Origin of the sequence: uncultured Pontibacter sp. (assembly GCF_947502515.1) — a bacterium.
Classification (GTDB): domain Bacteria; phylum Bacteroidota; class Bacteroidia; order Cytophagales; family Hymenobacteraceae; genus Pontibacter.
Genome location: NZ_CANNAI010000003.1, coordinates 125,322 through 144,224, shown reverse-complemented (window position 1 = coordinate 144,224; position 18,903 = coordinate 125,322). Strand labels below are relative to the sequence as shown.

The 18,903-nt window shown below is 50.7% G+C and carries 17 protein-coding genes; 12 read left to right on the top strand and 5 right to left on the bottom strand.

The genetic code is table 11. From position 1 onward, the window contains the following. Positions 1-51 precede the first annotated feature (51 nt). On the bottom strand, positions 52-2,943 hold the full coding sequence (locus Q1A54_RS09780; protein ID WP_299987129.1) for a glycoside hydrolase family 3 N-terminal domain-containing protein: 2,892 nt from the start codon (positions 2,941-2,943) through the stop codon (positions 52-54). A gap of 422 nt (positions 2,944-3,365) precedes the next feature. On the opposite strand from Q1A54_RS09780, the gene mutL reads away from it, so the two are divergent. The 3 genes from mutL to Q1A54_RS09765 all read left to right on the top strand — a co-directional run bounded on the left by mutL (position 3,366) and on the right by Q1A54_RS09765 (position 7,068). Continuing rightward, positions 3,366-5,189, top strand: a complete 1,824-nt coding sequence (gene mutL / locus Q1A54_RS09775) for a DNA mismatch repair endonuclease MutL (protein ID WP_299987127.1) — start codon at positions 3,366-3,368, stop codon at positions 5,187-5,189. Positions 5,190-5,319: 130 nt separating this feature from the next. Further along, the gene (locus Q1A54_RS09770) at positions 5,320-6,081 is read left to right on the top strand and encodes a rhomboid family intramembrane serine protease (RefSeq protein WP_230392155.1); all 762 of its coding nucleotides are present in this window, start codon (positions 5,320-5,322) and stop codon (positions 6,079-6,081) included. A 69-nt stretch (positions 6,082-6,150) separates the two neighbouring features. Further along, positions 6,151-7,068, top strand: coding sequence for a rhomboid family intramembrane serine protease (locus Q1A54_RS09765; protein ID WP_299987124.1), 918 nt, complete (start codon positions 6,151-6,153; stop codon positions 7,066-7,068). 83 nt (positions 7,069-7,151) lie between these two features. Here Q1A54_RS09765 and mdh read toward each other — a convergent pair whose 3' ends face one another. Beyond that, positions 7,152-8,093 (bottom strand): malate dehydrogenase, encoded by a 942-nt coding sequence (gene mdh / locus Q1A54_RS09760; RefSeq protein ID WP_196118179.1) that lies wholly within the window; start codon positions 8,091-8,093, stop codon positions 7,152-7,154. 227 nt (positions 8,094-8,320) lie between these two features. After that, a complete protein-coding gene (gene tilS, locus Q1A54_RS09755) occupies positions 8,321-9,652 on the bottom strand; it encodes a tRNA lysidine(34) synthetase TilS (RefSeq protein ID WP_299987121.1) in 1,332 nt (443 codons plus the stop codon). Between the two features lie 121 nt (positions 9,653-9,773). On the opposite strand from tilS, the gene Q1A54_RS09750 reads away from it, so the two are divergent. The 9 genes from Q1A54_RS09750 (at position 9,774) to Q1A54_RS09710 (ending at position 18,019) form a co-directional block, all read left to right on the top strand. Next, the gene (locus Q1A54_RS09750) at positions 9,774-11,621 is read left to right on the top strand and encodes an OstA-like protein (protein WP_299987119.1); all 1,848 of its coding nucleotides are present in this window, start codon (positions 9,774-9,776) and stop codon (positions 11,619-11,621) included. 55 nt (positions 11,622-11,676) lie between these two features. Next, complete coding sequence (bamD, locus tag Q1A54_RS09745; RefSeq protein ID WP_299987117.1) at positions 11,677-12,501, top strand: outer membrane protein assembly factor BamD; 825 nt, start codon at positions 11,677-11,679, stop codon at positions 12,499-12,501. Between the two features lie 11 nt (positions 12,502-12,512). Next, the gene (locus tag Q1A54_RS09740) at positions 12,513-12,839 is read left to right on the top strand and encodes a DNA-directed RNA polymerase subunit omega (protein WP_007653213.1); all 327 of its coding nucleotides are present in this window, start codon (positions 12,513-12,515) and stop codon (positions 12,837-12,839) included. A 68-nt stretch (positions 12,840-12,907) separates the two neighbouring features. After that, positions 12,908-13,405, top strand: coding sequence for a flavoprotein (locus tag Q1A54_RS09735; protein WP_299987114.1), 498 nt, complete (start codon positions 12,908-12,910; stop codon positions 13,403-13,405). Next, positions 13,389-14,048: a bifunctional phosphopantothenoylcysteine decarboxylase/phosphopantothenate--cysteine ligase CoaBC gene (gene coaBC / locus Q1A54_RS09730; protein ID WP_299987112.1), complete on the top strand. Its 660-nt coding sequence runs from the start codon at positions 13,389-13,391 to the stop codon at positions 14,046-14,048. The genes Q1A54_RS09735 and coaBC overlap by 17 nt, the downstream gene beginning before the upstream one ends. After that, a complete protein-coding gene (locus Q1A54_RS09725; protein ID WP_299987110.1) occupies positions 14,041-14,946 on the top strand; it encodes a DUF4835 family protein in 906 nt (301 codons plus the stop codon). The genes coaBC and Q1A54_RS09725 overlap by 8 nt, the downstream gene beginning before the upstream one ends. A gap of 68 nt (positions 14,947-15,014) precedes the next feature. Then, positions 15,015-15,245 carry a hypothetical protein gene (locus Q1A54_RS09720; protein ID WP_007653225.1) on the top strand — a complete coding sequence of 77 codons (231 nt, stop codon included), beginning with the start codon at positions 15,015-15,017 and terminating at the stop codon, positions 15,243-15,245. A gap of 75 nt (positions 15,246-15,320) precedes the next feature. Further along, entirely contained in the window at positions 15,321-17,000 is a 1,680-nt protein-coding gene (gene recN, locus Q1A54_RS09715) for a DNA repair protein RecN (protein ID WP_299987108.1), read from the top strand. A gap of 200 nt (positions 17,001-17,200) precedes the next feature. After that, a complete protein-coding gene (locus Q1A54_RS09710) occupies positions 17,201-18,019 on the top strand; it encodes an enoyl-ACP reductase (RefSeq protein ID WP_196118195.1) in 819 nt (272 codons plus the stop codon). A 189-nt stretch (positions 18,020-18,208) separates the two neighbouring features. Here Q1A54_RS09710 and Q1A54_RS09705 read toward each other — a convergent pair whose 3' ends face one another. Beyond that, complete coding sequence (locus tag Q1A54_RS09705; RefSeq protein WP_299987106.1) at positions 18,209-18,580, bottom strand: cupin domain-containing protein; 372 nt, start codon at positions 18,578-18,580, stop codon at positions 18,209-18,211. Between the two features lie 17 nt (positions 18,581-18,597). Further along, a complete protein-coding gene (locus Q1A54_RS09700; protein ID WP_196118200.1) occupies positions 18,598-18,828 on the bottom strand; it encodes a Kazal-type serine protease inhibitor in 231 nt (76 codons plus the stop codon). Positions 18,829-18,903: the final 75 nt, after the last annotated feature.

The following is an 18,903-nucleotide window of genomic DNA, read 5'->3' as shown; positions in this document are numbered from 1 at the left end:
AACAAGTGCAGCCCTATGCGGAGCTGCACTCGTAAAATTATCCTTTTTTATTTAAGTTTTAGGTACTATCGCTTTATAGATCACATCGTGTATACGGGTGCGGATGTTGTATTTCACGAGTTTAGAATTGCCCGCGTCCGGGTATACCCTGTTAGACAGGAAGATGTAGATCAGTTGGTTTTCCGGGTCTACCCAAGCGCCTGTACCAGTGAAGCCTGTATGGCCAAAAGTAGCTTTAGAAGCCAGGTTCGAAGTAGGTCCATTGCCATCCGGGTCAGGTTTGTCCCAGCCCAAACCGCGGCGGCTGTTGCTGAACTGGCGCTTAGAGAACTCTGTTACCACCGGAGTGCTATAGAACTTGTGCCCGCCGTAGTTACCGTTCTGCAGGTTCATTTGCATCAGCACGGCTAAATCGTTGGCGTTGGAGAAAAGACCTGCGTGGCCACCCACACCGCCCATCATGGCAGCTCCCTGGTCATGCACCGTTCCCCAGATCAGGTTTTTTCGGAAGTAATTGTCATCCTCCGTCGGTACAATCACATCGCGTGAGTGCTTCAGGAGCGGGTTATAGGTCATGGTACTCAAACCAAGCGGACCGTAAAAGTTCTGATCCATGAACTCGTTCAGCGGCTGGTTCAGCATGCGCTCCGACATCCGCTTGAGGATGTAGAACCCAAGGTCGCTGTACTGGTAGTCGTATGTCTTGGCAGCCTTTGGCTTCACCAGCAGCGGTGAACGCACTGTCCAAGCCCACAGCGAATCTTCCATCGATTTGATGGAGTAGATACCTGGCACCACTTCGTTCGGGAACACATCATTCTGAGCGCTGGCGTAGAAGGTCTGGTTCAGTTGCAGCTTGTCGAGTGTTTTCTGCCAGTGCGGTATACCTGCCCGTAATCCTGACTGGTGGGCCAGCACATCGCGAATCACCAGGTTAGACTTGTTGGTGCCTTTCAGCTCCGGCAGGTAAGTCGATACTTTCTCGTCCAGGTTGATCTTGCCCTGATCTTTGAGAAACATTACGGCCTGCAGCGTCGCCGCCACTTTGGTGATGGAGGCGATGTCGTATACCGTGGTGTTAGTCACCGGCTTTTTCTTGTCGTAGGTATAGTGGCCGTATGATTTGTTGAAGATGACTGTACCGTTCTTCACCACCAGCACCTGCGCACCCGGCGTTGCGGCATAGGCAATAGCTTCGGTGGCAATGTTGTCGATCTGTGCCAGGGTCTTGGAGTCCATCCCTACACTCTCAGGAGTGCCGTACTTCAGGCGACCGATGGCAGGAGTTGCTACACCAGTACCCGCTTTCAGCGTAGCAGAAGCCGTTACAGGTAATTTGCCTTTGGCGGCGCGGGCACCAAACAGCACCTGCGGCACCAGCGACTGCGAGGTCGGGTTGTCTTCGTAACCGGCTACCAGCCACTCACTCTGGTCAAAGAACTTCAGGCTGTAGGCATTGCCGAACACAGCTACCACGACTTTCTTATTAGTGCTCTTCTGCAGGTACTGCACAAAAGCACGCGTGCCTAAGCCAATTCCAAAATCCTTGAAAGGCGTATTGTTCATGCCATGCACACTTACTACCACCACATCATGGTCCTGCAGCTTAGGTATAAGCTTAGTGAAGGCGGAGTCCGGCGCAAAGCGGTCTTTGATGTTAAACTTGGTCACGGGAGCGTAATTGCCTAGTGTCTGCTGGAACACACTGTTCGGACCCGTACCGATGGCCACCGATGCAATGCTCAGCGTATCCAGGTTACGGAAAGGAATCAGGTTGGCCTTGTTGCGGGCTACCGTTACAGCATGCTCATACAGCTGCTCCTGCACCACATTGCTCAGCGGACGATCCACATCCTGCTGCAGGTTCGTCAGCGATACCGGCTTGTAGTTGTTCAGACCAGCCCAGTATTTAGCGTGCAGGATCTTGCGTACACGCTGGTCAATGTCTTCCTGCTTTATTTGCTTGGCTGTGATGGCTTCATTGATCTTTCGGACAGCGGTTGGCACATCCTCCGGGAATAACAGTACGTCGTTACCAGCCATCAAAGCCTTCAAATCGACTTCACCAGGCTTGTAGAAGCTGCTCACGCCTTTCATGTTCAGGGCATCGGTAAATACCAGACCCTTGTATTTCATTTTCTCTTTCAGAATGCCTGTTACGATCGGCTTGGAAAGCGTAGCTGCCTGATTTTTAGTGGAGTCGATCTTTGGCATGTGCAAGTGCGCCACCATCACGCCCATCACGCCAGCCTCAAACGACTTATGGAAAGGGTATAGCTCCACCTCCGAAAGGCGTTTCATATCGTGGTTTACTACCGGAAGAGTCAGGTGGGAGTCAGTGTCGGTGTCGCCGTGGCCGGGGAAGTGCTTGGCAACAGCAATCACACCGTGGTCCTGCAGACCTTTGATGTAAGCTACACCGCGACGGGCCACTTCCTCTTTGGTCTCGCCGAAAGAACGGTTACCGATCACCGGGTTGGCAGGGTTTACGTTCACGTCCAGTACAGGTGAGAAGCTCACGTGTACACCCATACGCTTCATCTTGAGCGCAATCTCGCGGCCCATCAGGTATATGTACTTGTCGTCGTTGAGTGCGCCCAGCGTCATTTGCTTGGCAAAGTGCATGCTGCTGTCAAGGCGCATGTTCAGGCCCCACTCGGCGTCCAGGGCGATCAAGGCGGGTACTTTTGCCTTGCTTTGGAAGCGGTTGGTCAATTGTGCCTGCCGTACCGGACCACCCTGCATGAACATAATGCCACCCACATTATAGCGGGCTACCAGGGTGTCGATCTGGCGGAAGTGTTTTTCGTCTTTGTTAGAGTAGGCGGCCACCATAAACAGCTGGCCGATACGCTGATTCGGACTCATGGATGTGAAGACACTGTCTACCCAACTTTGCTCCTTTGAAGCCACAATAATGTTGTCTGACGGTGTCAGTGACATAAGCGGTCCCATTCCGAGAAAGATAAGTATAAGTAATCCTAAGCTAAAACTCTTCAACATCCTGTACTGGTATTATTATATTGGAACAAGTCGAAATTAAGCCTATTTTTGCAGAAGGCGGTTCAAAAAACGAGAAAAATTATTTCCAGTCTTTCTGCCCCTGACAGGCGGTATAGCGGATGGTCTCTGTAGGTGCTAACGCTTCGAGAGCCACAAGCCATACGTCGGTCTCTTGTTAAAATCAGAATCCAGACTCTTTTCTAATTTTCGACCCATTTCGCAACTGGTCTGTAAATTAGTAATAAAATTTGTTCTGAATAAGTTCTGTTTTGACAAAATAGTATATTCAAAAATCCGACCGTTTTTATTAAAAACGCAAGATTTTGCCTGGAAGATACCCTAAATTGAATTAGAAATAGCGGATGTCCGATATTATACACTTATTGCCCGATTACCTAGCTAACCAGATAGCCGCTGGTGAAGTGGTGCAGCGGCCTTCATCGGTGGTTAAAGAACTGCTGGAGAATGCCATTGACGCCCGTGCCACAAGCGTGCAACTGATCGTGAAGGAGGCCGGCAAGCAGTTGGTGCAGGTAGTGGACAACGGTATCGGTATGTCGGAAACCGACGCCCGCATGTGCTTCGAGCGACACGCCACTTCCAAGATTAAATCCACTGAAGACCTTTTCCGAATCCGAACGATGGGCTTCCGGGGTGAGGCCATGGCCTCGATCGGGGCGGTAGCGCAGGTAGAGCTCAAAACCAAGCCGCACGGCGCCGAAACAGGTACCCGCTTGTTGGTGGAAGGCTCGACGGTGGCCTCACAGGAGCCAGCCGCGGTATCAGCCGGAACATCCATTGCCGTCAAAAATCTTTTCTATAACGTGCCCGCCCGCCGCAATTTTTTGAAAACGAATGCGGTGGAAATGCGGCATATACTCGATGAGTTTCAACGAGTGGCCCTGGCTTATCCGGAAGTAGCCTTTACACTGCACCACAACGAGGTGGAGATTTTCAGCCTGGCGGCCGGAAAGCTGAGTCAGCGCATTGTAGGCGTGTTTGGTAACAACTACAAAGAGCAAATGGCCAGCTGCGAAGAAGAAACGCCCTTTATGAGCGTGCGTGGCTACATCGGCAAGCCGGAGTTTGCCAAGAAAACCCGTGGTGAGCAATTCTTCTTCGTGAACAACCGTTTCATCAAGAGTGGTTACCTCAACCATGCTGTGATGACGGCCTACGAAGGGCTATTGCCGAAAGACAGCCATCCGTTCTATGTGCTCTTCATCGACATTGAACCCGAGCGCATCGACATCAATGTGCACCCGACTAAGACTGAGATCAAGTTCGAGGACGAGAAAACGGTATATGCCATAGTGCATGCCGCTGTGAAGAAATCGCTGGGGACGCACAATATTGCCCCTTCGCTCGATTTCCAGAGTGACGTGAACTTTGCGCCGCTGCAGCCGATCCGGATGCCGCATGGGGGAGAGGGTTTTGAGAAAGAAGGCACGTTCCCAGGCTTCAAAGTGCCGGCCTCACCTAAAAAGGCAAGCGTTAATGGCTGGGAGCAGCTCTATGAACCACTGCGCGATACAAAAATTGCACAAGAGGAGGAGCGAATCACGTCGCCATCCGGTATGGGTTTGCTAGATGATACTTTTGCCGCGCCCATAACCACCTCTAGCAAAACATTGCAGGTACATCACAAGTACTTGTTGGTGCAGGTAAAGTCTGGTGTGATGATCATTGACCAACAGGCGGCACAGGAGCGGATTCTATACGAAAAGTACATGGCCTCGCTGCAGAAGAAGATGGTGACCTCGCAGGCGCTTCTTTTTCCGCAGACAATCGAGCTGTCACCGGCTGATTCAGCACTGGTAAAGGAGCTACGGGCCGAGTTTCAGGAGCTGGGCTTCCAGTTTGAGGACTTCGGTGGCAACACCATTATCCTGAACGCCATACCTGCCGATGTGCAGGCAGCCAACGAAAAAGAGCTACTTGAGGAGCTGATTGAGCAGTACAAAAACAATCTGGCTACGCTCAAGTTGGATAAGCGGGAGAACCTGGCCCGGGCCATGGCCAAACGACTGGCCTCCAAACTGCAGCCGCGCATGTCAGACCTTGAGATGAACTCACTCGTAGACAAGCTGTTTGGCTGCGAAGTACCCAACTACACCCCCGGCGGACAGAAGACGCTGGTCATTATGGAGCTCGGTCAGCTGCATGAGCTTTTCCTGAAGGGGTAGGTTTTAAATTGTTAAATGGTTGATTGTTAAATTGTTGTTTTCGTCTTGAGGTTTTGGAAAGCTCAGGTACAGCCAACAGTATAGCAGCCAGCACGATAAACGAGAAGATAAGATGTTCAATATAACCCCCATGGTCAGAAATCTCCTGATCATCAATGTGGTCGTATTTATACTGCAGGCAAATGGTGTGTTCGACTACCGACAGTTTGCGCTGCACCATTTTGCCTCTGATTACTTTCAGCCGGTTCAGATTTTCACTCACATGTTCCTGCATGGCGGCTGGGCACACTTGTTCAGCAACATGTTCAGCTTGTTCATATTCGGGCCCTTGTTGGAGCGTTTCTGGGGCTCACAGCGCTTCCTGGCCTTTTACCTGATCACAGGTCTGGGAGCCAGCATGCTCTACTCCGGTGTTCGGGCGTACGAATTGAATACGATTGAAACCGAGGCGGTGCAGTACATTGAAAACCCGACACCAACAGGCTTTTACAACTTTATGGAGTCTCACTACTCAGGTGGTTATGAGAAGCGCTTTGCTATTGAGTACCAGCGCAATCCAGATAATGAAGGGTATATCGCAGAAAGTAAGAAAGCTGTACGTGCCGTCTTCAATCAAACTTTTAACATGCCTATGCTGGGAGCATCAGGTGCAGTGTTTGGAATATTGATGGCGTTTGGGATGCTATTCCCAAATCTGGAGCTTTTCCTGCTCTTTCTGCCCATACCTATAAAAGCCAAATATTTTGTGCTCCTGTATGGGGGCTACGAGCTGTATGCGGGCTTTAACCGTATACCCGGCGACAATGTGGCGCACTTTGCTCACCTCGGTGGTATGTTATTTGCGTATATTCTTATAAAAATGTGGCAACGCAACGATTATCAGGATACGTAATAGTAAAAACAATAAGTATAAGATAGTAAGGCACAAAAGCCTTCCCGCTCTTTTCAGCTAACAGGTATAATGAGTATTATCCAAGACATAAAAGACTCTTTCCGGCAGCCGAACAACACCCTGAAGCAGCTTATCCTCATCAACGTCATTGTTTTTGTGGTGCTGATCACGCTCCGGACGGTGTTGTTCCTGACCAGTAGCAGCTGGGCTTACAGTGGCTTGATGCGTTTTATCGCACTGCCCTCTGACCCGCTCGTTTTCATCACCCGCCCCTGGACGATCATTTCATATTTCTTTACGCACGAAGGTTTCCTACACATCATCTTTAATATGCTCAACCTCTACTGGTTCGGGCAATTGATAAGGGAATACCTCGGCGAGAAGAAATTGTTGAGCCTCTACATATTAGGAGGTATAGCCGGCGGTATCCTGTATATGCTGAGCTATAACCTGATTCCATACTTTGCCGACCGTGCTGCTTATGCCGTGATGATCGGTGCCTCAGCCAGTGTGCTGGCGGTGGTTGTAGCGGCCGCAACACTCATACCGAACTATACCTTTAACCTGATCATCATCGGTCCGGTTAGAATCAAGTATATCGCTGCTTTTCTGGTGATTCTTTCTATTTCCGGAGCTATTGGCGACAATGCCGGTGGTAACATTGCCCACTTAGGTGGTGCGCTGTTTGGCTGGCTGTTCATCAAACAACTGCAGCGCGGTCGCGACATGGGGCGTCCCTTGCACGGCACCATGGATTTCTTTACCGGTCTGTTTAAGCGCCGGCCGAAACTGAAAGTAACGCATCGGCAGAAAGCGACTGTGGGGAATAATGGAGCCCGTAACAACTCCGGTTACCACACTGGTTATGCCGGCAAGCCAAGCCAGATGGAGATCGACCTGATTCTGGATAAAATTTCGGTTTCGGGTTACGAGAGCCTTTCGAAAGAAGAGAAGCAGAAGCTGTTTCAGGCGAGTCAGAAAGATTGATTATCGCACAAAAGATATAATAAACAAAAGCGCCGCTCCTTTGCAGAAGCGGCGCTTTTTGTATCAATAAGTAGGTATAGCGATTAAGCTTTGGCAGCGTTGATATTATCCAGCGCGTCCATTACTTCTTTCACGTGACCGCGTGACGTCTCCAGCAGTTGCTTCTCGTCGTCGTTCAGTTGCAGTTCGATAATCTTCTCGATACCGTTTTTGCCCAGGATTACCGGAACGCCCAGGTATACGCCATCGATGCCGTACTCACCTTCCAGCTTCACGCAAACAGGGAACACACGGCGCTGGTCGCGCACGATTGCCTCCACCATCTGAGCAGCAGCTGAACCCGGTGCATACCAGGCAGAAGTACCCATCAGCTTAACCAGTTCACCACCACCATTCTTAGTGCGGTCAACAATAGCATTCAAAGTTTCTTCGTCGATCAACTCAGTTACCGGGATACCGCCAACCGTTGTGTAGCGTGGAAGTGGAACCATCGTGTCGCCGTGACCACCCATCAGTACAGCCTGGATGTCTTTTGGAGATACGTTCAGAGCCTCAGCCAGGAATGCACGGTAACGCGCTGTATCCAGGATACCAGCCATACCCATTACGCGGGTGCGTGGCAGTTTAGAAGTAATGTGCGCTGCGTAAGTCATCACGTCAAGTGGGTTAGAAACCACGATGATGATCGCGTCAGGCGAGTGCTTTACGATATTCTCTGTTACTGACTGAACAATGCCAGCGTTGGTAGAGATAAGGTCGTCACGCGTCATACCCGGCTTGCGTGGCAGACCAGATGTGATCACTACCACGTCAGAACCAGCAGTCTTGCTGTAATCGTTGGTTACGCCAACAGTGCGCGTGTCGTACAGGTTGATGGGGGCTTTCTGCCAGATATCAAGCGCTTTGCCCTCAGCAAAACCTTCTTTAATATCCACTAAAACTACTTCGTTCGCGATTTCGCGGTAAGCCAATACATCGGCGCACGTTGCACCCACGTTACCAGCTCCAACTACGGTTACTTTCATTGTAGGATATACTTTAATTATGGTTTGAGATTCGGTTTACTTCCGTAAAATTAGAAAAATCTATTATTAAAAGCGTGTTTAGTAGCAAGTATCACGACACACATTGCACGATTTTTCATATTCAAGGCTTCAGACAAAAATAAAGTGACTGTCTTCCTGAAACAGAGACCTGCTAAGAGGCGCCTCACTCTAAACGTCTACACCAAAATTCTGCTACTTGATACGTACTACGATGTACGTTTTAAAGAAATTTCCAGCACTTGTTCTGTCTTCTCCGTCACTTTAAAGCGGTTGTCAAGTCGTTGGCCGGCTATCCAGACGATAGACTGGTCAGATACCAATACCAGCGTTTTTGCTTTAAGGTTGGCCGGAATCTTCTTGTCGATCAGAAAATCACTGATTTTTTTCTTGCCGTTCATACCCAGCGGCACAAACCAGTCGCCTTCCTGCCAAGGTCTCAGTTTCAGCGGGAATTTAAGCAAGCCAGCATCCAGGGCAGCCACATGCGGTTTGGTGTTGAGCTTATACGCACTAGCGGGTACGTAGCGTAGGCTTAGTTGCACGTGCTCCTCGTCCACTTCGGTCTGGTCTTCTGCTATGGTCACACTCCCAAAGCGGCTCAGGTTACGCGGGGTGATCACAAGCTGGTCGCGGTCTTTTATCAGGGTATGGCTCGGCGAGTCAAACTGTTTGCCCGATAGACCTTCCAGCGCCTCTACCAGCTCCAGCACCACGGTATAGCTGAAGTTGAAGGGGCGCAGCAATTCGTGCAGCACCACCGGCAGGCCTGTCGCGTTCTGCAGCGGTACCAGCGACAGGTATACGGCGTCGTCGGCTTCTTTTATACTTTGCTGGCGCAGGTTGTCGATGTATGCGTGTACGATGGCTTCGGCCTGGCTCACTCGCTCGGCTGTGTGCTGCATGGTTTCCTCGAGGTTCGGGTTGATTTCCTTGAGCACCGGAATTACCTCATGCCTGATTTTGTTGCGCTGGTACTTGGTCGTCTCGTTCGAGGTGTCTTCGCGCCAGATCAGCCGTTGCTCCGTCACGAAATCGAAGATATCGTCTTTGGTAACGGTAAGCATTGGTCGGATGATGTGGCCGTTTTTGGCTGGTATACCATGCAGGCCGGCTATACCTGTGCCCTTGGTCAGGTGGAGCAATATGGTCTCTGTCAGGTCGTTGCTATGGTGGGCCGTGGCGATGTAGTCGTAACCTTCCTGTTGCCGTACCTGTTCAAACCAGGTATAGCGCAGGGTGCGGGCTGCCATCTGGATCGAGAGTTTCTCCTGCGCGGCGAAGGCGCGGGTGTCGAAATTTTCAGTAAAGAAGGGCACGTCGTACTTTTTGGCCAGCTTTTTGGCAAAGAGCTGGTCAGCCTCAGCATCTTCGGCACGAAGACCAAAATTGCAGTGCGCAATGGCAAAGGTATACTTGAGCTGGTGCAGTACTTCGCAAAGCACGATGGAGTCGATGCCGCTGCTGACAGCCGCCAGTATTCTGCTGTCGGGCTCGCAAAGGTTGTGTGATTGTATGAAACCGGAAACTTTCTGTAGCATAAGGCAGCGGCTGGTATATTTTTTATAATTTTGAAGTTAAGAACAGGCAGATGCCGCAGGTATAAGAAACGTTGAAACGAGACGTCACACTTGGCAGGCCATTGTCTTTTGTCCATAAAGCATGAACATCACAAAATTAGTTTATTCTATTCTGTTTACGCTATTGTCGCTGACAGTTTTGGCGCAGGAGCAGCAGCAGCAGAAACCACCGGTAACTGTGCGGCAGGCTACGCAGCAGGTAAAGCCGCCACAGCCGCCTAAAATTGTGCCGCAGCAACAGCCACCGCAGCCCCGCATGAACCAGCCACAGCAGGCCCCGCCACAGCCCCGCATGAACCAGCAACAGGAGCCTGCGCGTCCGGGTCAGACGCCGGTCCAGCAAGGTCCTCAGCAGCAGGATCGTGTGCAACTGGAGAGTGCTGATGACCTGATTGGTACTACGATCAATGGGAGACGCGTGAATAAGCTGATTGGGAATGTGATCTTTAAGCAAAAAGAGACGTTTCTGTATGCCGACTCCGTTTACCAATACCGTGACAGTGAGATACTGGAGGCATTCGGCAACGTGCGCATCAACCAGGCAGATACGGTAACCATGACCGGTACCAAGGCCATCTACGATGGTGCAAAACGCACTGCCAGAATGAGCGGCGGTGTGACCATGCAGGATCCGCGTATGACACTGACCACGCCTACGCTTGATTATAACCTGGAAAACCGCACGGCAGTCTATACCGAGGGCGGAACCATTGTAGACCCCGAAAACCGCCTGCAGAGCCAGCGCGGTACTTACGACACCAATACCAAAGTCTTTACCTTTCAGCAAAATGTAAAAGTGTTCTCAGCCGACTACGAGATCACGGCGCAGAACATGCGCTACAACACAGAGAGTAAAGTGGTGTACTTCCAGGGCCCAACTTTCATCAAAGGTCAGAATGGCGATTTATACGCAGAGCAGGGTACTTATAATACTATTACCAAGGTATCCCGTTTCGGACGTAACGCCTACATCGTAACGCCGGAATACCGTTTGGGGGGAGATGATCTGTATTATGACGAAGCCCGCGGCTATGGGGAGGCGAAGGTGAACATGACCATGCGCTCGCTCAAAGACGACGTGACCATACGTGGCCAGGTGGGCCGCTACTGGCGCGATCAGGGGGTAGCCAAGGTATGGGGCAGTCCGGTGATGGAATCCATTATGGACGGTGATACCTTGTATATGGCGGCTGATTCGCTCATTTCACGGGAGGCTAAGGCCGACGGACAGCCAAGTATGCTGTTTGCTTTCAATAACGTCAAGATCTTCAAATCAGACCTGCAGGGCACCTGCGACTCACTGAGCTACAACCGTACCGACTCGCTGATGTACATGCACCGCAACCCGACACTGTGGAGCGAGCAGAGCCAGATTGTGGGCGATACCATCCGCATCCACATGCGAAACAAGACCATCGATAAGATGTACATTTTCAGCAACTCCTTTATTACTTCTGAAGACTCACTCCAGAATTATAACCAGGTGAAGGGCCGTAACATGGTGGCGCACTTCCGGGACGGGCGTATGCGACGTGTAAATGTGAACGGCAATGGTGAGAGTATTTACTTCGCCTTGGAAGGTGATTCGGTGCTAACAGGTATGAACCGGGCTGTGTGTAGCGACATGGTTTTGAACTTTGCGGAAAATAAACTGAAATCTATTTCGTTTCTTGTAAATCCGGACGCAAAGTTCATACCGCCGCACGAGTTGCAGGCTAGTGACCGGAGGCTTGAAGGATTTGCCTGGCTCGAAGAACTCAGACCAGATAAAAAAGAGGTACTGGCTCCGCGCGAACCGGTGAAAGCGCCGGATGTGCCTACTAAAGCTGCTGTTCCTGCCAAAGGCAAAGCAGCTGGCAACAAGTCAGGCCAGACGCCAGCTAAAAAGCCTGCTGCAGGAGCTGCCAAGCAGTCGCCGGCCCGCAAGTAAACACGCTATATTCACGCTTGTAAATCACAGGGATATTGTATAATTTTGCCCGTTCATGAACAGAGGAATCCTGCATACCGTCGTAATGTTGTGCCTGTTGGTTTTTACAACCAGCTGCAGCAACTTTCAGAAGCTGTTAAAAAGCAACGACGTTGATCTGAAATACAAAGCCGCACTCGAGTACTACGAGAAAGGGGACTACTACCGTGCAAACCAACTGCTCGAGCAGGTGATGCCGTTGATGACAGGTAGAGAAGAGGCTGAGAGAGCCCGTTTCTACTACGCCAACACACATTACCAGCAGCGGGAGTACATGCTGAGTGCCTTCCAGTTCCGCACCTTCTACGAAACCTACCCGCGTAGTGAGATGGCAGAGGAGGCCATGTTCCTGCAGGCTAAGTCACTTTACAACGACTCACCGGACTTCGAGCAGGACCAGACCAGCACCATCACGGCTATGGAGTCGATCCAGGAATTCCTGGTACGCTACCCAAGCAGCCAGTTCTCAGCAGAGGCCAATAAGATGTTTGATGATCTGAGTGCCAAGCTGGATCTGAAAGCTTTTGAAAGTGCCCGCCTGTATTACAAGCTGCGCTATTACAAGTCTGCAGTGGTGGCATTTACTAACTTTTTGCGCGAAAACCCGTCTTCGCCCTATAGTGAGCAGGCAGCATACCTGAGAGTGGATGCACAATACCGCTTTGCGCTGGAAAGCGTGCCGGACAAGCAGCAGGAGCGTTTCATGGAAGCCATTGATTTTTACCAGGCCTTCATCGACCAGTATCCCGACAGCAGTTACCTGCGTAGTGCTGAGCAAGTATTCGCCAACGCGCAATCGGAGCTCGAGAAATTAAAGAAAAACAACCCAAGCAATTCATAAAGCAAGTATATATGGCAATCGTTCCATCATCAATCGTTACCCGTAACATGGCCGACTTTGCAGAGCAGACCGGCAATGTGTACAAGTCTGTTTCGGTTATCTCTAAAAGAGCCAACCAAATCTCTGTGAAGCTGAAAGAAGAGTTGAACTCTAAGCTGGCCGAGTTTGCCACCACAGTGGACAACTTGGAAGAGGTGTTCGAAAACCGTGAGCAGATCGAAATTTCTAAATACTACGAGCGCCTGCCAAAGCCTACCAGCCTTGCTATTGAGGAGTTTCTGGAAGGTAAAGTATACGTGCGCACACCAGACGAAGAGACTGACGAAATATCGCTGTAAGGCGCATGCTCCGGAATCGGAAAATAGTATTGGGGGTTTGCGGAAGTATAGCTGCGTATAAGGCAGCCATGCTGGTTCGCTTACTCGTGAAAGCAGAAGCAGAAGTGCAGGTCATCCTGACCACTTCTGCTTCTGCCTTTATAACCCCGCTCACATTAGCTACCCTCTCCAAGCGGCCTGTGTTGACTGAGTTTGTGCTCAACGAGCAAGGTGTGTGGAATAACCACGTGGAACTGGGCCTTTGGGCCGATGCCATGGTGGTAGCACCTGCCAGTGCCAACACGGTAGCCAAGTTTGCCAACGGATTCTGCGATAACCTCTTGTCAGCTACCTACCTGTCGGCACGCTGCCCGGTGTTTGTGGCCCCGGCCATGGACCTAGACATGTACCAGCACCCAGCCGTGCAGGCCAACTTTACGAAGCTGCGCGGCTATGGCAACTTCATCATTGAGGCCGGGTATGGCGAACTGGCCAGTGGACTGGTGGGGCAGGGGCGTGTGGCAGAGCCAGAGGAAATTATTCGCGTACTAGAAAATCACTTCACAGGCATTGGAAAAACTGTTTAAGGGCAAAACCGTCGTCCTGACTGCCGGCCCGACATACGAACCAATTGATCCGGTGCGTTTTATAGGCAACCACTCAACAGGTAAAATGGGCTATGCGCTAGCCAAGTGTTTTGCCAGCCGCGGTGCTCAGGTACAGCTGGTGGCAGGGCCAACCAACCTGCAGGCGCAGCATGATGCCATCACGGTTATACCTGTCACGACTGCCGATGAAATGTATGCAGCTGTTAAGCAGCAGGCTCCTGCGGCTGATATCTGGGTATTTGCCGCTGCCGTAGCCGATTACAAACCCAAGGTCGTAGCTGACCGCAAAATAAAAAAAGCCGGTGCCGAACTGACGATTGAGCTCGTTAAGAACGTTGATATTGCAGCGGCGCTCGGCAAAGAAAAGCGGCAAGATCAGTTTGCCGTGGGATTTGCCCTGGAGACGGATAACGAAGATAGCAACGCCCGCGAGAAGCTGCAGAAGAAAAACCTGAACATGATTGTGCTGAATTCCCTCAATGATCCGGGCGCTGGTTTTAAGCACGATACAAATAAAATCACTATTATTGAGAAAGATACGACCACGGCTTTTGAGTTGAAGCACAAAAGCGAAGTGGCACAGGATATCGTGAACCTGATTTGGGAGAGACTTTATGCTTAAGCGACTGTTTGTTTTGCTGTGTGTGATGGGAGTAGCCTTGGGAGCCCGTGCCCAGGAGCTGCAGTGCGATGTCGTGGTCAACAGCGAACAGGTAGCTTTTGCCAACCGGCAACTGTTCACCGAAATGCAAAACCGCATTTTCGAGTTTATGAACAACCGCCGCTGGACTAATCAGTCTTACAGGGTAGATGAGCGCATCAAGTGCCGCATGCTTATCAACCTAACCGAGATGCCGGAGGTAGGCACTTTCCGCGCCAATGTACAGATTGTATCTGTGCGTCCGGCCTATGGCACCGGTTACGAATCCACGCTTTTCTCGTTCATCGACCGCGACTGGCTTTTCCAGTTTAACGAGGCCCAACCGCTCGACTTTGCCGAAAACAACTTTACCGGCAATCTGTCGGCCATGCTGGCTTACTATGCCTATATGATCATCGGGATGGACAATGACAGCTTCGCCAGACTGGGCGGCTCGCCTTCTTTTGACCGGGCTCGTGGCATTCTGAACCTGGCAGCCTCGCAGAACTCTATTTTCCCGGGCTGGCGTCCGTTTGAAGGGAACCGCAACCGTTACTGGATGATCGACAACATACAGGATCCGGTGTTTATACCTTTCCGCGAAGGCATCTACGCCATGCACCGCCAAGGGATGGACCTGATGGTGCAGGACCCGGAGAAGGCTCGTAAGACTACGCTCGAAGTGCTAAGAAACATTCAGAAAATATCGCAACAAAAGCCCGGTGCGGCTCTGATTCGCTCTTTCTTTGAAGCCAAGTCAGATGAACTGGTAAATATTTTCAAGACGGCCGCTCCAGCTGATAAACAAGCCGCCTATACCTTGCTCACACAGGTAGACCCTACCAACAACACTAAGTACGAAGTGTTACTCCAGCGCTAAGCCTTTTCCAAATTTCACAGAAAGCGCGTATCTTCACGGGGCGGAGGGCTATACCTGCGCAATCACCTATGGGCAAACGCCAGATCAGAATCTATCGAAACCAATTGGCCGATCACCTGCCCGATCTTCTGCAACAACAGACGGTGCAAGTGGTGTTGAGAAACCGTGTGGTCGTACAGGGGGTACTGCAGCATGTGTCAGTCCAGGAACTGGAGTTGCTGGACGGTCGCAGGCATAAGCATACCATACCTGTGCCTGAGGTAGAGGAAGTGATTTACGACATCGAAGCACCATATTAAAATACACCCGAATTATCGAACTAAGTCCGGGTATTAAATCTTATACCTTGTGACTAGCATCTTGCATCCTTATATATGCTGATTGATCTTAAAATAAAAAACTACGCACTGATAGAGCAGTTGGAAATGAATCCATCGCCGGTGCTCAATATTATAACAGGTGAAACCGGTGCCGGTAAGTCCATTATGCTGGGAGCGATAGGCTTGCTGCTCGGAAACCGCGCCGACTCTAAATTGCTCTTCAACCAGGAGCAGAAGTGCGTAATCGAGGGGGTGTTTGATATCTCGCAGTATAACCTCAAAGAGGTGTTTGTAGCTGAAGACCTGGACTTTGACGAGCACTGCATCCTACGTCGCGAAATTAGCCCGAGCGGAAAATCCCGTGCCTTTGTGAACGACACACCGGTAACGCTGGATGTGCTGCGCAAGATAGGGGAAAACCTGATGGACATCCACTCGCAGCACGACACACTGCAGTTGGGCGACACAAGCTTTCAGCTTAATATCCTCGACATCTATGCCGGTAACACTTCACTCGACATCTATGCAGGTAACCTGTCATACCTGAAAGATTATAACGAGACGTACCGCAAGTATAAGAAGCTCGAAAGCGATTATAAGAAACTGACCGACCAACTGGCACAGGCGCAGAAGGAGCTGGACTACAACACCTTCCTGCTCAACGAACTGGAGGAAATCAACTTGCAGGAGGACGAGCAGGAGCAGTTGGAGACAGAGCTGAAGGAGTTGGAGAATGCCGAAGACATCAAGCTAAAGCTGACGCAGGCAGTGCAGTACCTGACGGAGTCGGAGTTTAATATCACCTCTGCCCTGAAGGACACGGTGCAGCTGATCGGGCAATTGGCGGCTTTCTCACCAAAGTATGATGAGCTACGCACCCGCACCGAGAGCTGTATGATCGAGCTTAATGACGTGGCAGGCGAACTCGAAGATGCTGAGCGCCGCACCGAAGCCGATCCGGCCCGTACAACGGAGGTGCAGGAGCGACTCAACACCATCTATACCTTGCAGCGCAAGCACCAGGTACAGACCATTGCGGAACTGCTGGAGATACAGCGTGAACTGGAAGGCAAAGTAGGCAGCGTACTGAACCTCGACAATGCCCTTTCCACCACTGAGAAAGCCATGAAAGATGCTGAGAAGGAAATGCTGGAGAAAGCTGCCGTGCTTTCAGAGCGCCGCAAGGCTTCGTTTGGCCAGTTTGAGCGAGAACTCTATACCTTGCTGGCCGAACTAGGTATGCCAAACGCCCGCATCGTCATTCAGCACAAAGCCGCCGCACCAACCGCCACTGGCACCGACGAGATCAGTATCCTGTTCAGTGCCAACAAAGGTGCGCAGCCGCAGTCATTGGTAAAAGCCGCCTCAGGTGGTGAATTCTCCCGACTGATGCTCAGCATTAAGTACATGCTGGCAGACAAGACGGCCCTTCCGACAATTGTATTCGATGAAATCGACACAGGTATATCAGGTGAGGTAGCCGTGAAAGTTGGCAGGATGATGCAGCAGATGGCGCAAAAGCACCAGATCATTGCCATTTCGCACTTGCCGCAAATAGCAGCGCAGGGTAACTCCCATTACTTCGTGTACAAGCACGATACCGAGGACCGTACGATCAGCCGTGTGAAAAAACTGAGCGATAAAGAGCGTGTAGATGAAATAGCGCATATGATAGCAGGTGCGAACCCAAGTGCAAGCGCATACAAGAGTGCCAAAGAGTTGCTTTCGCTGTAAAATACACTCAATGTCACTCCTTTGCTCAGGGCCGCATACCTAAAAAGGAGAGGTGGCTAATGGAGAAGCGGGCTTGTGTGAATGATGGCCGATCTTAACTTGAGTTATACCTAGTTATTGCTATATTGCTGCCTGATTTCCGCTGGCTATACCTGGCTGGCAGAAATCCTAAAAATGTGAAACATTAACCTGACAAATACATGTCTTACAATCTGCTTAAAGGAAAGAAAGGAATCATTTTCGGAGCGCTTGACGAGAAGTCTATCGCCTGGAAAGTTGCGATGCGTGCCAAAGAAGAGGGCGCTGAGTTCGTGTTGACCAACGCACCACTGGCTATGCGTATGGGTGAGATCAACAAACTGGCAGAAGCCTGCAACGCACAGGTTATACCTGCTGATGCCACTTCTGTAGAGGATCTTGAAAACCTTTTTACCAAAGCGCAGGAAATCCTGGGCGGCAAGATTGACTTTGTGCTGCACTCTATCGGCATGAGCCCAAACATCCGCAAAGGCAAGTCTTACGGTGATCTGAATTACGACTGGTTCCTGAAGACGCTGGATATTTCGGCGCTATCTTTCCATAAAGTGATGCACGTGGCCGAGAAGCAGAACGCCATGAACGAGTGGGGCTCTATTGTAGCGCTATCGTATATCGCGGCGCAGCGCGTATTCCCTGACTACACAGACATGTCGCAGGCAAAGGCCGTGCTTGAGTCTATTGCGCGTAACTATGGCTACCGCTTGGGCAAACTGAATAAGGTACGTGTGAATACAGTGTCGCAGTCGCCAACCAAAACCACCGCTGGTACAGGTGTAGGTGGCTTTGATGCCTTCTATGATTATGCTGACAAGATGTCGCCACTAGGTAACGCCTCAGCCGAGTCTTGCGCTGACTACTGCATCAGCCTGTTCTCAGATCTGACCCGTATGGTGACCATGCAGAACCTGATGCACGACGGCGGCTTCTCTACCATGGGCATCTCTGAAGATGTGGTGGAGATGATCAATAAGCAGTCTTAATTGCAGATTTGAAAGTCTGGAGATTTAAAATAGATCTGACAGGCTCTGAAATATAAAAAGCCCCTGGTGCTAAGTGCGTCAGGGGCTTTTTTGATATACATTTCTGAAGAATCTGAAGAGATAGTTTATATCGTCAGGCGGCGGTATACTTGTGGAGCACCTGAGGCGCCCCGTCGCCACACCTCGGCATTATGCATCCTCCCGATTCACTTTGGTGAAATCAAAGGCAGGTACGCACACTGACCAGTATTCAGTCTCCTCATCGTAAGGATTGGAGTAACGAATGCGGGCACCTGCTTTGATCAGGATGGATTCGCCGGCTTCCACTACCACTTCCTCCCCGTCAATTTCAATCAGCTTGCGGCCGCGCAGCACGATCGTGATCTCGTCGAACTCCGGCGTCTGATGCGGCTCCCCCCAGTGTGGCGGGGCTACCATATGTGCGACGCTGAAAGCGCTGGTATGGGTAGAGGCTTTGCCGAAATGCTCTTCTATCAGCTTACCGTCGGTGGTAGGTACCTGGAAAGGCTTGGTTTGTTTGAAGTATTTTTTCTCAGACATAGGCTGGCAGGTATAGCTTAGGATTTGTCAGGGCACTCGCCTTTGGTATAAGAAGTCACGCCGGCACGGTCAGCCTCACAGGCATTGCCGTAGGTTTTTCCGTCGCAGCCGCACACGGGGTCATACTGCATGGTGCACATCTGGTCAGGGTTGATCTTGGATTGGTCAATGCAAGGAATTTCGCTGTTTTTGCAGGAGTAAAGGGTTCCCATAGCCAGGAAGGCTAATGCCAGGGCTGTCTTTTTCATAAGGTCTTATTTTAATGTTGTTTTATACGTGCTACTGAATAGAAAGAGGATAGAAACGCCGGTATGCAAAAATAA